The 14,485-nt window shown below is 64.3% G+C and carries 16 protein-coding genes; 8 read left to right on the plus strand and 8 right to left on the minus strand.

Features of this window, described 5'->3' with window-relative positions:
* Positions 1-145 precede the first annotated feature (145 nt).
* On the plus strand, positions 146-2,035 hold the full coding sequence (cysN, locus tag ACK4R0_RS04600; RefSeq protein ID WP_409671610.1) for a sulfate adenylyltransferase subunit CysN: 1,890 nt from the start codon (positions 146-148) through the stop codon (positions 2,033-2,035).
* On the plus strand, positions 2,032-2,766 hold the full coding sequence (locus tag ACK4R0_RS04605; RefSeq protein ID WP_409670949.1) for a 3'(2'),5'-bisphosphate nucleotidase CysQ: 735 nt from the start codon (positions 2,032-2,034) through the stop codon (positions 2,764-2,766). The genes cysN and ACK4R0_RS04605 overlap by 4 nt, the downstream gene beginning before the upstream one ends.
* A gap of 15 nt (positions 2,767-2,781) precedes the next feature.
* On the opposite strand, the gene ACK4R0_RS04610 is transcribed toward ACK4R0_RS04605, so the two are convergent.
* The 5 genes from ACK4R0_RS04610 to ACK4R0_RS04630 form a co-directional block, all read right to left on the minus strand.
* Positions 2,782-3,156 carry a response regulator gene (locus tag ACK4R0_RS04610; RefSeq protein ID WP_409670952.1) on the minus strand — a complete coding sequence of 125 codons (375 nt, stop codon included), beginning with the start codon at positions 3,154-3,156 and terminating at the stop codon, positions 2,782-2,784.
* A gap of 19 nt (positions 3,157-3,175) precedes the next feature.
* Positions 3,176-5,434: a PAS domain S-box protein gene (locus ACK4R0_RS04615; protein WP_409670954.1), complete on the minus strand. Its 2,259-nt coding sequence runs from the start codon at positions 5,432-5,434 to the stop codon at positions 3,176-3,178.
* A gap of 95 nt (positions 5,435-5,529) precedes the next feature.
* Entirely contained in the window at positions 5,530-6,015 is a 486-nt protein-coding gene (locus ACK4R0_RS04620) for a hypothetical protein (RefSeq protein ID WP_409670957.1), read from the minus strand.
* Positions 6,005-6,148, minus strand: a complete 144-nt coding sequence (locus ACK4R0_RS04625; RefSeq protein WP_409670959.1) for a hypothetical protein — start codon at positions 6,146-6,148, stop codon at positions 6,005-6,007. Before ACK4R0_RS04625 ends, ACK4R0_RS04620 begins: the two co-directional genes overlap by 11 nt.
* A gap of 80 nt (positions 6,149-6,228) precedes the next feature.
* The gene (locus ACK4R0_RS04630) at positions 6,229-6,864 is read right to left on the minus strand and encodes a hypothetical protein (RefSeq protein WP_409670961.1); all 636 of its coding nucleotides are present in this window, start codon (positions 6,862-6,864) and stop codon (positions 6,229-6,231) included.
* Positions 6,865-7,114: 250 nt separating this feature from the next.
* Here ACK4R0_RS04630 and ACK4R0_RS04635 point away from each other — a divergent pair, with 250 nt between their 5' ends.
* The 6 genes from ACK4R0_RS04635 (at position 7,115) to ACK4R0_RS04660 (ending at position 11,533) form a co-directional block, all read left to right on the plus strand.
* The gene (locus ACK4R0_RS04635) at positions 7,115-7,336 is read left to right on the plus strand and encodes a hypothetical protein (RefSeq protein WP_409670964.1); all 222 of its coding nucleotides are present in this window, start codon (positions 7,115-7,117) and stop codon (positions 7,334-7,336) included.
* Positions 7,337-7,370: 34 nt separating this feature from the next.
* The gene (locus tag ACK4R0_RS04640; protein WP_409670967.1) at positions 7,371-8,243 is read left to right on the plus strand and encodes a manganese catalase family protein; all 873 of its coding nucleotides are present in this window, start codon (positions 7,371-7,373) and stop codon (positions 8,241-8,243) included.
* 44 nt (positions 8,244-8,287) lie between these two features.
* On the plus strand, positions 8,288-9,082 hold the full coding sequence (locus ACK4R0_RS04645; protein WP_409670969.1) for a ZIP family metal transporter: 795 nt from the start codon (positions 8,288-8,290) through the stop codon (positions 9,080-9,082).
* A gap of 71 nt (positions 9,083-9,153) precedes the next feature.
* Positions 9,154-10,209 carry a mechanosensitive ion channel family protein gene (locus tag ACK4R0_RS04650; RefSeq protein ID WP_409670972.1) on the plus strand — a complete coding sequence of 352 codons (1,056 nt, stop codon included), beginning with the start codon at positions 9,154-9,156 and terminating at the stop codon, positions 10,207-10,209.
* A gap of 121 nt (positions 10,210-10,330) precedes the next feature.
* Positions 10,331-11,017, plus strand: coding sequence for a Crp/Fnr family transcriptional regulator (locus ACK4R0_RS04655; RefSeq protein WP_409670975.1), 687 nt, complete (start codon positions 10,331-10,333; stop codon positions 11,015-11,017).
* Between the two features lie 93 nt (positions 11,018-11,110).
* A complete protein-coding gene (locus tag ACK4R0_RS04660) occupies positions 11,111-11,533 on the plus strand; it encodes a hypothetical protein (protein WP_409670978.1) in 423 nt (140 codons plus the stop codon).
* A gap of 247 nt (positions 11,534-11,780) precedes the next feature.
* Here the strand turns inward: ACK4R0_RS04660 and ACK4R0_RS04665 are convergent, their stop codons facing one another.
* From ACK4R0_RS04665 to ACK4R0_RS04675, 3 genes are all read right to left on the minus strand, one after another.
* Positions 11,781-12,167 carry a hypothetical protein gene (locus ACK4R0_RS04665; RefSeq protein WP_409670981.1) on the minus strand — a complete coding sequence of 129 codons (387 nt, stop codon included), beginning with the start codon at positions 12,165-12,167 and terminating at the stop codon, positions 11,781-11,783.
* An 81-nt stretch (positions 12,168-12,248) separates the two neighbouring features.
* On the minus strand, positions 12,249-13,559 hold the full coding sequence (locus ACK4R0_RS04670) for an MFS transporter (protein ID WP_409670984.1): 1,311 nt from the start codon (positions 13,557-13,559) through the stop codon (positions 12,249-12,251).
* A gap of 72 nt (positions 13,560-13,631) precedes the next feature.
* Positions 13,632-14,447, minus strand: coding sequence for a 2-keto-4-pentenoate hydratase (locus tag ACK4R0_RS04675; RefSeq protein WP_409670987.1), 816 nt, complete (start codon positions 14,445-14,447; stop codon positions 13,632-13,634).
* Between the last annotated feature and the right edge of the window lie 38 nt (positions 14,448-14,485).

Here is a 14,485-nt window from a genome sequence, read left to right on the forward strand (position 1 = left end):
TTGTTCACTACTCACTCGGCCCTCCCCCCCGTGGTGGGGGGGCGGGGGGGGGGGCGGCCCCCCCCACGGCGCCTCGGCACAACCCGGCCAGCCCCCTCTCCCAACCCTCTCCCCTAAAGGGGAGAGGGCTTATGTCACCGACGCGCTGATCGCCGAGGATATCGACAGCTATCTGCAGATCCACCAGCACAAGAGCCTGCTCAGGTTCATCACCTGCGGGTCGGTGGATGACGGCAAGTCGACGCTGATCGGGCGGCTGTTGTACGACAGCAAGATGATCTTCGAGGACCAGCTCGAGGCGCTGCAGGCGGATTCGAAGCGCGTGGGCACGCAAGGGCAGGAGATCGATTTCGCATTGCTGGTCGATGGCCTCGCCGCCGAGCGCGAGCAGGGCATCACCATCGATGTCGCCTATCGCTTCTTCGCCACCGAAAAGCGCAAGTTCATCGTCGCCGACTGCCCGGGGCACGAGCAGTACACCCGCAATATGTTCACCGGCGCATCGACCGCCGACCTTGCCGTGATCCTGATCGATGCGCGCAAGGGCGTGCTCGTCCAGACGCGGCGGCACAGCTATCTGTGCAACCTGATCGGCATCAAGAACATCGTGCTCGCGGTCAACAAGATGGACCTGATCGACTACGACCAGGCGCGCTACGACGCGATCGTCGCCGATTACGCCGCCTTTGCCGCCGAGATCGGGATCGAGAATTTCGTCGCGATGCCAATCAGCGGCTTCAAGGGCGACAACATCACCACCCACAGCGCCAATACGCCGTGGTATGGCGGCAAGCCGCTGATCGAGCATCTCGAGACCGTGGCGATCGACACCACGCTCGATCAGGACAAGCCGCTGCGGATGCCGGTGCAATGGGTCAACCGGCCCAATCTCGACTTCCGGGGCTTTTCGGGGCTGATCTCGACCGGCACCGTCCGCCCCGGCGATGCGGTGCGGGTGCTGCCCTCGGGAAAGACCTCGACGGTCACCCGCGTGGTTACGCTGGATGGTGATCTCGATGCGGCCGTGTGCGGCCAATCGGTGACCGTCTGCTTTGCGGATGAGATCGATTGCTCGCGCGGCAACGTCATCGCCGCCGCCGATGCGCCGCCCGAGGTCTCCGACCAGTTCGAAGCCACGATCGTGTGGATGGATGACGATGCGATGCGCGTCGGCCGCCCCTATTGGCTCAAGCTGGGTACGCAGACCGTCTCGGCAACGGTGCAGAAGCCCAAATACACCGTCAACGTCAACGATCCCGCCGGTCTTGGCTCGCAGCTGGCGGCCAAGACGCTGGAGCTCAACGAGATCGGCGTCGCCGAACTCGCCACCGACAAGCCGATCGTGTTCGAGCCTTATGCGCAAAGCCGCTCGCTCGGCGGGTTCATCCTGATCGACAAGATCACCAACCGCACCGTCGGTGCAGGGATGCTGCACTTCTCGCTGCGCCGCGCGCAGAACGTCCACTGGCAGGCGACCGACATCGGCCGCGACGAACACGCCGCGCTCAAGAACCAGAAGCCCCGCGTGCTGTGGTTCACCGGGCTTTCGGGATCGGGCAAATCGACCATCGCCAACGAGGTCGAAAAGTCGCTCAACCTGATGAACCGCCACACCTTCCTGCTCGATGGCGACAACGTCCGGCACGGGCTGAACAAGGACCTGGGCTTTACCGAGGCCGACCGGATCGAGAACATCCGCCGCGTCGGCGAGGTCGCCAAATTGATGGCCGATGCCGGGCTCATTGTGCTGACCGCGTTCATCAGCCCGTTCCGCGCCGAACGCGACATGGTGCGCTCGATGCTGCCAGAGGGCGAGTTCATCGAGATCTTCGTCGATACCCCGCTCGAGGTCGCCGAGGCGCGCGACGTCAAGGGGCTGTACAAGAAGGCGCGCGCAGGCCAGCTCAAGAACTTCACCGGGATCGACAGCCCCTATGAGGCGCCGATCGCGCCCGAGATCTGCGTCAACACCGTCGAGATGACCCCGCAAGCGGCTGCCGAATACATCGTCCGCCAGATTCTGCCGCTGAAATGAACCAGGCGCTGACCGACGCGGAGCTGGCCGCGCATCTCGCCGAAGCCGCCGGAAGGCTGCTGATGGACGTCCGCGCTTCCGGCATGTTCACGGGCAAGGCGCTGGGCGTGGCTGGCGATCAGACCGCCAACCAGTTCCTGTGCCACGCCCTGCGCGCGCAGCGGCCCGAGGACGGGCTGCTTTCCGAGGAAGAAAAGGACAACGCAGACCGGCTCGCCAAATCGCGCGTGTGGATCGTCGACCCGGTCGACGGTACTCGCGAATATGGCGAGGAGCGCGCCGACTGGGCGGTGCATGTCGCGCTCGCCATCGACGGCGTGGCGACCATCGGCGCGGTCGCGCTGCCCGGGCTGGGTGTCGTCTTGCGCTCCGACCGACCGCAGCTGCTGCCTGCCGCTCCCGCCACCCCCCGCATGGTGGTCAGCCGCACCCGCCCCGCAGCCGAGGCGCTCCGGGTTGCCGAACAGATCGGTGCGGAACTGATCGCGATGGGCAGCGCAGGCGCCAAGGCGATGGCGATCGTCCGCGGCGAAGCCGATATCTACCTGCACACCGGCGGCCAGTACGAATGGGACAGCTGCGCCCCCGTCGCGGTCGCCGCCGCGCACGGCCTCCATGTCAGCCGCGCCGATGGCAGCGCATTGCGCTACAACCAGGCCGACACATACATGCCCGATCTGCTGATCTGCCGCCCCGAATGGACGCAAAGGGTGCTGGAGCTGATCGGATAGACGCCCCTTCCCGATTCAGCGGCGATCCATCGCCCGCGCCAGCGCATCGATGATGCGGCGGACCCCGATCGGTTTTTCGCAGCGGGGCGTTTCTTTGAAGCGCGGCGGGATCACCATCGCATCATAGCCGCTGACGAACAGGATCGGGATATCGCGGTCCTGCAACAGTTCGGCTGCCGGAAACACCATTTCGCCCTTGAGGTTCGCGTCGAGCACAACACCGTTGATATCCGGTGTCGCGTTGATCAGCGCGAGCGCCTCGGAAAGCCCCGCCGCAGGGCCGACGACGGTTGCGCCGACCCTCTCCAGCTCCATGTGCAGTTCGTCGGCGAGAAGATACTCGTCCTCCACCACCAGAATCCGGCATGTGTTCAAAGGGGATGAGGTCATGATCGTGATCCTTGCTGCATCAGTTCGTCGATACCGGAAGCAGGATGGTGCAATGCACTCCGTCCGGCTGAAGCACGAAGCTGGTCTTGGCATCGAGCTGATAGGGCAAAGCACGTTCGATCAGCTCGCGCCCATGGCCGCCGGTCTTTGGCGCCGGCGATTGGGTCGGCATGGTCACCCCGGTTTCGCGCCAGTCGATATGAAGCCAGGGGGTACCATCGACCCCGATGCGTTCGAGTGACCAGCGGACTTCCAGCTTGGCCGTCGGCTGGCCCAGCGCCCCGTATTTGATCGCATTGGTGGCCAGTTCGTGCAGCGCCATCGCCAGTGTCTGGACGGTCGATGATCGCAGCCGCACGCCCTTCGGGCCCATCAGGCTGACCTGGTCCGATGCGCCGTCGAGCGCCTCGAGCTCGGCCGCTATCAATTCATCGAATGTAACGCGCTCGTCCTCGGCCAGCCGCGAAAGCAGCGCCTGCACCCTCGACAAGGCTTCCAGGCGCCTGCCGAAGCGCTCGCGGAACTCTCCCAGCGTGCTGCTCGCGCGTATCGTCTTTTCCGATGTCGACATCACCACCGCCATCAGGTTGCGGGTGCGGTGCTGGAGCTCTGCGACCAGCACCTGCTGCCGGCTCTGGAGGTCGCGGATCTCGTGAATGTCGGTGGAAGTGCCGAGCCATTCGATAATCGCCCCGCTTTCGTTGCGCACCGGGGCGGCACGGGTCTGGAACCAGCGATATTCCTTGTCGGCAGCGTTGCAGATCCGCGCCTCGACCTCGAACTTGCCCGACTGCGGCGCATCGCGCCACGCCTTGCGGACGGCTTCGCAGTCATCAGGATAGAACGCCTCCAGCCAGCCGTCGCCGATGCTGTCGGCCTCTGAAAAACCGGTATAATCGGTCCATTGCGGGCTGGACCAGGTCCAGCCGCCTTGCGCATCGGCGCGCCAGACCAGCTGGGGAATACCCTCCATCAGTACCTGGAGCCGCAATTCCGTCTCGCGCAACTCGGTCAGGTCGTGGCCGACGCCGCCGATCAGCGTAATGGCGCCATCGGCGTTGGTGATCGGAAAATCGGTGTCGCGCAGCCAGCGAAACGATCCGTCTGCGGGCCGCCGGATACGATAGTCGAATGTCACGTGCTCTCCGCCCAGCACGCGGTTGATGGCCTTGAGCACTCTTGGCCGATCTTCCTCGACGATCAGGTCGATCCAGTTGCGGAAGTTGTCGCCTTCGAGCGCCTCGCTGCGGGCAAGGCCGTAAATCTCTTCAAACGCAGGCGTCAGGTACCGCCACCGCAAGGTGTGCGCGTCGCGCATCCACAATATGTCCTGCGAGGCCTCGCCGAACTGGCGCAACCGCTCCTCGCTTTCCTTCAACGCCGCCTCGGTCTGCACCCTTTCGGTCACGTCCTGGGCGATCTTGAGATAGCCTTCGAGCCTGCCTTCGCTGTCCCTGACGGCGATCGTCTGGCCGTCGAGAAAGACGCGCGAGCCATCGCGCCGCTGATGCCAGCGGACATCGGCCGCAGCGCCTTGCTCGCGCGCGCGCGCCAATTCCATTGTTGGCACGTTCGCGGCGCGGTCCTCGTCGGTAAAGATCATGTGGGCGGACTGGCCGATGGCTTCGTCCGACGACCAGCCCAGTATCTCTTCCGATCCGCCAAGCCATCCGGTGATCGTGTCGTCGGCATCGCTGATCAGCATCACATAGGCACGCGCGTTATCGAGCAGTTGCAGACGTTTGTCCGAAGTCTTGAGCGCGGCAGCCGTCCTCAGCCGGTCGATCGCCGGGCCCAGGATCATGGCATAGGTCTTGAGGAACTGGATATCCGGCTCGCCAAACGCGCGCGGCTTGCGGGAATCGACTTGCAGCAGTCCGTAGGGAATGCGCCCAGACAGGAATATCGGCACATTGACCAGCGCGGCGACGCCATGATCGAGCAGGAACTGCGGAAACTCGAACCGGTCTTCACTGGCGATGTCCTGGGTGATCACCGGCTCGGAAATCTCGATCGCGAACGCTTCGGACGATTTCTCCGACAGATCGACCCGCTCCCTGCCCACCACGCCCGGGCGCCAACCCACGCCTGCCCGGACCAGCCCGGTGTCACTCTCACGGTCGATCTCGATCACCTTGGCCAGATCGACATCGAGCCCCTGGGCGATGAGGCGGCAAGCCTCGTTCAGAATTGCGTCGAGATCATCAGAATCGAGAACGAAATCGCCGAACTGGGAGAGCGCTTGCTGATATCGGTTGTTCTGGGATTGGCTGGCCATGCTTTTCTGGTTTCATGCTGGGGCGTGTGCGGACGATCTGGTTGCTCGCTTGAGGGACGTATCGAAACGCGGGGAGGTTCCGGCGAGGCAAGGCTTTATGCGCTCTCTCGGGTCAGCGCCTTGAGCCGCGCCAGCAGGTACCGGTCGCGGTCGCCAGCATCGGTCTGCAGCTTGGCAAGCCGGTATCGCTCGGTACTCCCGTGCGGCAGTCCCAACTGCAGCGCTGTCTCGATCGACACGATATCGGCGGCGAGCAGCTTGCGGATTGCTCCGATCAGCGCGATGTCGCGGACCGCGCCTTGCTGCGTCGTCGCGACATCGCGGCAGGCATCGTCAAGGATGCCCACCGCCCACAAATTGGGCGTGTCGCCGGCATCGCAAGCCAGATCGACCAAAATGTCCTGCTCGGCACTGGCCGAAACGCGGATATCGCGCAGCACCGCCCGTGTTTCGGGATCGACCGTCGCGTCTTCTATCGATGCCATGCGGTCGCGGACCACGCGTCGCGCCTGCCACAGATCCTGCAGCGCGACGATCAGCAGTTGCTGCCGCGATCGGGTCCTGGAATCGTCAGATGCCATAGTGGTCGCAGGCGCTCAGCGCCGTCCCCACACGGACAGCAGCAATGCCCATCGTGACGACCGACAGCATGTTGGTGGCGCCCGGAACGCGTCGCTGGCGCAGCGCGGCGGGCGCAAGATGGTCTTGGTTCATGGTCACGTTTTAAGTCTGCCCGAACACTGCGATCATCACATGTGTTGGCATTCCCCAGATTTCCGCCGCGTCCCGCGCGGTCAGCGGCTTTGCCGCAGGAGGTCTGCCAGCCACACGGCGTAGGATTCGTTGGGCAATCCCGACAGGCCGAGCATGCCGATGCATGTCGCCAGGGCCGGTGCGTCGCGGCCTTCCAGCGCGACCGTCCAGCGCAGTCTGCCTTGCGCCCGCGCCAGCGTCGATTCGAGCTTCACGCCATCCACCATCGCCTGCCGCCGCGTCTTGCGCATGGGCATGATAGCCACACCAGCCTGCTGCATGCGCTGCACGAACGCAGCACTGCTGGCGGCCGCGATCTGATCCGGAGGCGCACCGAGCAGCTCGCTGCACAGCTGCCGCGTGGCTTGGTCCAGCGGAAATGCCGAATCGAGCGGCATGGTCCAGCATTCCAGACGGCCGTCGCGCGCGGCTAGCGTCTTGATCTGCAAACGTTCGCCATCGCGCAACTTGCACAGCAGATCGGTACGCCGCGGCAGCACGACGTACAGGTCGGTGCGCCGCTCGGGCGCCGCCGGCCCGAGCAGGTCCTGCAGCGGCGGTGCGCGCGAGGTCGCGACGGGCCAGCATCGAAATTCAAATCGCGCGGTGTTGCTCTGGGTGTTGCTCTGGGTCATGACGGGCTTGAAACGATCCGGATCGTCCTCCTGAACGGACATATCGGCTGATGATCAGCCACCTTATCCGGCGGCGCCACAAGGCGTCGGTGCTTCGCAATGGCTCCGGAACAAGCGTGAAGACACCTTAACCCACCGCCCGCCAGCCCGGCCTTACATAGGTGAACGCTCGCCGCTTCCGGCGAAAGAACCCCGAATGGTCACCCATGTTATTGGGCCGCCGTTCCGAAAGGCCCAGCCTTGCACCTCCCCGCCCGGATTCGTTGATCCCGGCTCACGAGGAGTGAAGCATATGACAAGCCTGTTCGGAATTGCACTGTTGCCGCTGTGGATCATGGGTGTTCCCGTGATCGGCGCCTTGATCAGCCTCGCAATGCCCGCCCCGCGTGGCAACACCATGCCGCGCCTGCGCTACCAGGACGGCACCCCCGTCCACCGGGACAATGATGTCGCGACCGCCACCACGGCTCCGACCGCCACGGCGACAACCGCTAACGTCTACCCCCGCACCTGAAACGCCGATCGGCGGAACGACGAGGAATTACCGTATGTTTACCCACAACAAGGCGCTGCAATACACCGTGCGCGTCGCCGAGCCCAACCCGGTGCTGGCCTCGCTGCTGCTCGAGCAGTTCGGCGGACCCGATGGCGAGCTAGCCGCGGCGATGCGCTATTTCACCCAGGGGCTGGCGGAAGATGACGCCGGTCGCAAGGACATGCTGCTCGACATCGCCACCGAAGAGCTGAGCCATCTTGAGATCATCGGATCGATCGTCGCGATGCTCAACAAGGGGGCCAAGGGCCAGCTGGCCGAAGCCGCACTGGAAGAAGCCGAGCTTTACCGGTCGCTGACCGCGGGCGGCAACAGCCATACCCAGGGCATCCTCTATGGTGGCGGACCTGCGCTCACCAACTCGTCGGGCGTGCCCTGGACCGCGGCCTATGTCGATTCGCGTGGTGACCCGACCTGCGACCTCAGGTCCAACATCGCTGCCGAATCGCGCGCCAAGATCGTCTATGAAAGGTTGATCGCGGTGACCGACGATCCAGGCATCAAGGACGCTCTCGGCTTCCTGATGACCCGCGAGATCGCGCACCAGAAATCGTTCGAAAAGGCGCTGTACTCGATCGAGGACAACTTCCCGCCGGGCAAGCTTCAGGGTGTTCCCCAGTTCGATTCGCTTTACGTCAACAGCTCGACCGGCATGGGTGATGCCGACGGACCGTGGAACAGCGGCGAGGAGTGGGAACGCATCGATGATGTGGTTGCCGCAGGCCCGCTTGACGGGGGCGATGGCAACGCCAAGGTCCAGCTGTCCGACGCTGAAATGACCGCGGTCAAGGCGATGGCGTCGCGGACATCGTCCGATCCGTCGAAGGACCCGCTGACCGGCGCCGACCTGGGCTCGCTCCAGTCCTGATCCCGACACCATGACCATGGTCCCCGTCCGGCCGCGCGTGCGCGATGCTTGAGCTGGCAGCTATTGGCGTGGCTGCCAGCCTGGCCGCCGGTTGCATGACCGGTCTGGGCGGGGCGATGGTGGCGTTCGGCGGACCGCCGAGCGAGCGGCGGCACAACCTGCTGATGGGCTTTGCCGCAGGCGTGATGATTGCCGCTGCGTTCTTCTCGCTGATCATCCCTGGGATCGAACGCGCCCAGATGACCGGGTCGTCGCGCCCGGTGGCCGCAGCCATGGTGATCGGGGCGGTGCTGCTGGGGGCGATGGCGATGGCACAGCTTGGACGGCTGATCGAGCTGGCGACCGCAGGCAGGCCAGGCTTCGAGGGCAAAAGAACGATAAAGGCGCTGAGCGGCGAACAGCACCGCATCGCGCTGTTCGTCATCGCGGTGACGCTGCACAACATCCCCGAAGGCACCGCTGTCGCGGTCAGCTTCATGTCGGGCGACCTGCAACTGGGTTGGGCGACCACATTGGGGATCGGCATCCAGAACATTCCCGAAGGCATGGCCGTTGCCGCCGCGCTTTCGACCCTGGGGTGGAGCCCGATGCGGTGCATGCTGGCCGCGCTCGCGACCGGATTGATCGAGCCGGTGGGCGGGCTGATCGGCGTCGCCATCGTCCAGACATCGATGGCGATGCTGCCCTGGGCGCTCGGCTTTTCGGCAGGCGCGATGCTGTTCGTGGTGATGGCCGACATCATCCCGCAGGCCAGCCGCAGGATCGAGCATGGCTCGGCGACGCCTGCGCTGATGGCGGGTCTTGCTGTGATGATGTTTCTGGATGTGACGCTGGGCTGACCGTCCATCGATCCATCGGCAGCCTGCCGGCCGATGGATCGATGATCGGTGACCAGACGTAGAGTAGGATAATGAACATTGCCGATGTCTGGATGATGGCGCGCACGCCGATCGTGATCGGCGCGCTGGTCGCTGGCGCGTTGCTGGCGCATCTGGCTTTGGTGTTCGTCCTGAAACGGATCGCCCAGCGAACGCATACCGCCCAGGATGATGCGCTGATCGCGTGCATCTATCATCCGCTGCGCTGGATCATGATCAGCTTTGCCTTGCTGTCGTCGGACGTTGTCGCTGCCGAAGAGCCATATTATGTCGATCTGATTGTCGGCGCTGTGCGGATCATCCTGCCGATGCTCTGGGGTTGGCTGGTCATCGCCATCATCCGCTTCGTGCACGGCTATATCAACGCGCTTTCTGATCTCGCCGCGCTCGATAATCTGACGGCGCGGCGCAGACGGACGCGGGCCGACATCCTGGCCCGGATCGCGACGATCGTGGTGATCCTGGTCAGCGTTGGCCTGCTTTTGCTCAAGATCCCCGCCGTCCGCGAGATCGGCGTCGCGCTGGTGGCCTCGGCCGGTATTGCAGGCCTTGCCTTCGGCGTTGCCGCACAGCCGCTTCTCAAGAACCTGGTCGCCGGCATCCAGCTTGCCTTTACCGAGCCTGTCCGCATCGACGATGTCGTGGTCTACAATGGTGAATGGGGCCGCGTCGAAGAGATCACGCTGACCTATGTCGTGCTCAAGATCTGGGACGACCGGCGGCTGGTCATCCCGGTATCGAAATTGCTCGACGACACGATCGAGAACTGGACACGCGAGACCAGCCATCTGCTGGGCACGGTGATGCTGTATGTCGACCACGCCGCCGATGTCGAAGACATTCGCAGCGTTGCGATCGAGCAGGTGCGCAGTCACAAGTTATGGGACCAGCGGGTCGCAGTGCTGCAGGTCACCGACATGACCGCCCAGGTTCTGGAACTTCGCGTCCTGATGAGCGGGCGCAACGGTTCCGACCTCTTCGAAATGCGGTGCGATGTGCGCGAAGCGGTGCTGCGCCATATCGCCCGGAATTCGCCTGGATCGCTCAAGCGCGATCGCCTGATGCTGGAGCCGATGGCCCGCGACTGAAATTGCCCGCCGCAGCCAGGCTCTCGGTGCTCCGCCGAGCTTTTTCCCGCTGCACCAATCTGCGTTAAAGTGCGGCAGCGGTCGAACATTTATGGCGGGCGGCAACAGAAAAGGAATGCGCATGCCGACGCGATCACACAACCTCAAGGCCATTACCGGGCTTATACGCCGATCGGGCACCGAGGTCAGCCTCAAGCGCCATGACCATATCGTGCAGCGCGGCGAGCGGCCCGATGCGATCCTGCTGCTGCAGGAGGGCTGGGCTGCCCGCTACAGCCAGCTGCCCGATGGCCGCCGCCATATCTCGCATTTCTACCTGCCCGGAGACCTTTGCGATCTGGGATGGCTGGTCTCCACATCGGCAGGCCAGACGGTCAGCGCGCTGACGGCGATCAAGGCGATCTCGATCGATCGCAGCGTGATCGAGGAGCAACTGGGCAATAACGCGGACTTCGCCCATTGCGTCGCGGTGGACTCGCTGTTGCGGCTCGAAGCGCAGGCGGCGTGGCTGGCGACGTTGGGACGACGGCCGGCGGCCGAGCGGCTGGCGCAGCTGTTCTGCGAACTTTACCTGCGGATCCGGCGCAAGGACAAGACCTGCGACGTCGAGTGCGCCTTCCCGCTGTCGCAGCAGCACCTTGCCGACTTCACCGGAATGTCCGCAGTCCATGTCTGCAGGACCTTGCGATCGATGAAAGACATCAAGCTGCTCGACCTGCAGCGCCGAAGGTTGCGGATTCCCGATTTCAGCCATCTCGCATCGACCTGCGCCTATACCGGAGGCTATCTGGACGAAGCAATTTCTTAGCATGGGTCAAGTTTGCGCGCCAAAGCGATGACCGGTTGGAACGAATACTGCTCGTTGGCGTCGATCCAGTACCCGATTGAAGGAGAAAGAATTATGAAGCGTTTACCTATTCTGCTGACCCTGCCGGCCCTTATCGCCACTGCCGCCTGCAGCAGCGAGCCCGATGGCACGACCATGACCGACACCGAGTTGCAGAACGACACGATGACCACCGATGACGGCACCATGATGGCGCCGGACGAGATGCCGACCACCAACGGCAACGGCGCTGTCGGCACGATGGGCCCCGACGGTACGATGGGCCCCGGTGGCACGATGGGCCCCGATGGCACCATGGGCCCCGGTGGCACGATGGGCCCCGATGGCACCATGGGCAACACGATGGGATCGCCGGGCACCGCCACCGGTTCCAACATGGGCACCAGCGGTACCGGAACGGGCACTGGCGCGACCACCGATACCGGCACGGGCAACCGCACCGGAACCACCCCGGATCGCAACACACCACCGCAATAAGCACGGACGGCGGCGCGTTCATTCGACGCCGCCAGCCTGATAACCTCGGACCGGCGCCCAGCGGGCGCTGTCCAGGTACCCTATCCCCGGACCAGACGTTTGCTCCCGTTCTGGTCCGGGGTAATTTTTTGCCGTGTGGGCCGCCATCTGGCGACGACACTGCCGGCAGCGACCTCAATATGTGCAAAGGGGCGGAATGACCCGCCCCTCCGCCCGATCACCAAGGCCCCGATCGATGAAGCTCTGTTCAGCCGTGGTTGCCGAAGCTGGTGATGTCGGCCTCTCCGGGGCTGTCGTTCTCGTCCGGATCGAGCGTACCCAGCGGGCTTTCCTCGTCATCGTCGTTGCGCTCGCCATCGAAGGCGCCAAGGTCGATATGGCCCGAACTCACCATCTGATCCATCCGATCGACCAGATCCGGCTCGTCCTGCGGCGTCACCGAGATGCCCGACGATCCACCCTTTTCGCTGTCCTCGCTGCGGTCGCTGGCGCGGTGCATCGCCTCTTCGGCGACGTCGTTCGCGCTGGGCGCATCCTGCTGCGACTGGTTGATGTGCGCGGGGCTATCGATCTGCGCGCCGTCCCCCTTCTGGTCGGTGGGCGTCTGGTCGGTGGGCTTTTGCGTGTCTGCCATGTCATGCGTCCTTGATGTGCGACGGGGAGTTCCTGCCGCACATACGCGAAAGCCCGACGGACGTTGCTGCGCGCCTATCGCTCAGACGCTGGCTGGCGCCAATTTGGGGCTGAGCAGATGCACCACCAGCAACGCCAGCAGATAGGCGCTGGCGCAAATCGCGAACAGGATCTCATAACTGCCGGTGCTGTCGAGGATATAGCCGGTGAACAGCGCCATCCCCATGCCGCCCAGCGCTCCGACGGTGCCGCCGATGCCGATCACCGATCCCACCGCGCCACGCGGGAAAACATCCGATGGCAGGGTGTAGAGATTGGCGGAGAAAGCCTGGTGCGCTGCCGTGGCAAGCCCGATGATCAGCACCGCACCCCAAACGCTGTCGATATCCTGCGCAAACCAGATCGGCGTGACGGCGAGCGCGCACAGCAGCATCGTCGATTTGCGTGCGAAATTGGGGGTGCGCCCGGCCTTGATCAGCCGCGAGGACATCCATCCACCAAAGATCGAACCGAAGTCCGAGATCAGGTAGATCGCAGCCAGCGGCAGGCCGAAGGTCTTGAGATCCATGTCGTACCGCTCGAACAGATAGCCCGGCAGCCAGAACAGGAAGAACCACCAGATCGGATCGATCAGGAACTTGCCCAAAGCATAGGCCCAGGTTTCGCGAACGCTGAGCAGGCGGCTCCAGCCGATCTGCTCGACCGGATCGGCGGGATCCTGCTGGATCCAGGCTAGCTCGCCGGGCGAGACGCGCTTGTGCTCGGACGGGTGGCGATAGATGAACCACCAGGCGGCGAGCCAGACGACGCCGAAGATGCCGGTGATGAAGAACGCCGAGCGCCAGCCGAAATAGAGCACCAGCACCGGCACCAGCAAGGGCGTGATGATCGCGCCGACATTGGCGCCGGCGTTGAACAGGCCGATGGCAAAGGCGCGCTCGCGCTGCGGGAACCAGTCGGTAACCGCACGGATGCCGGCGGGGAAGTTGCCGCTCTCGCCGATGCCCAGGCCAAAGCGTGCGGCGGCAAAGCTGGCGACCCCGGTGGCAAAGCCGTGCGCCATATGGCCGATCGTCCAGATGATGATCGCGATCGAATAGCCCAGCCGCGCCCCGACCACATCCACGATGCGCCCGAAGCCGACATAGCCGATCGCATAGGCGACCTGGAACCAGAACACGATATTGGCGAAATCGCTTTCGGTCCAGCCGAATTCCGCGACCAGGGTGGGCTTGAGCACCCCGATCATCTGGCGGTCGATGTAATTGACCGCGGTCGCCGCAAACAGCAGCGCAACGATCACCCAGCGATAGCGGCCTGCATTGGCGGCGGCGGCATCCAGCACCGGCGGGCTGCCGGTTTTGGGGCCTGCGGCGGTTGTGGCTTCGACCATGTTCACTCTCCAATCGGTCGCGGCCAGGCTTTTACCGGTCCGCCCCTTCCATTCCCAAACCGGCGTGCCGCGTTAGCGGGGAGTCGCCGCAACCACCCGGCAGCGGACATCGCCGCAGCCCTCGAACACCGCGCGGAACGATTGCCCGATGCCGATTTCATGCACCCCGGTGATCGCTCCTGTGGAAACCCACAGCCCCTGCGACACATCCATGCCGCGCGCGATCAGGTTGGTCAGCAAAAAGCGCACCGCGCCATAAGGGCCATCGAGCATGTCGGCTGCGGTCGCCGCGCCAACGGTCTGCCCGTCGATCTCGCTGCGCACGGGAATCGCGCACAGATCGAGATCGCGCCAGCCTTCGAGCGCAGGACCCTGCACCAGCCCGGCGTTGTTGCCAAAATCGGACACGGTGACCGGCGGGCCATCGGTGTTGATGCCGGGATATGGCGAGCTTGCGATCTCGATTCCCAGCCGGATATCGTCGAGCAGCAGCTTGGTGCCCGCATCGTCGGTGGGGACGGCGCCGTTGAACCCGGGCGCGACATGCAGCAGCATCTCGGCCTCGCCAGCGGCAAATCCGCCAACGAACACCGGCATGTCGGGGACCTCGCCGCCAGCGGCATCGATCACCGAATCGGCGAAGATCGGGCCTGAAAGCCGGTTGGAACCGAGCGTGCCATCGAGCGGCGGATTGATCCGCCCCACCTTCCAGCCGACCACTTTCCGCCCGTCGATCTGAATGGCGCGATCCTGGATCGTGTAGGCTGCCTGCAGCTCCTGCGGCTTCGTGCCGGGATAGCTGTCCAGCGCGCGCGCCTCGCGGCGGGCGCTGACAAAGGCCATGGCGACATCATCGGCCTGCGTGTTCACGGTCAACTGTTTCCCCATCCCAATTCTTAGTCCTTCTGTTGACCGGCTGCGTAAAG

The sequence above is a fragment of the Blastomonas sp. genome (genome assembly GCF_046294995.1).
Classification (GTDB): Bacteria; Pseudomonadota; Alphaproteobacteria; order Sphingomonadales; family Sphingomonadaceae; genus Blastomonas.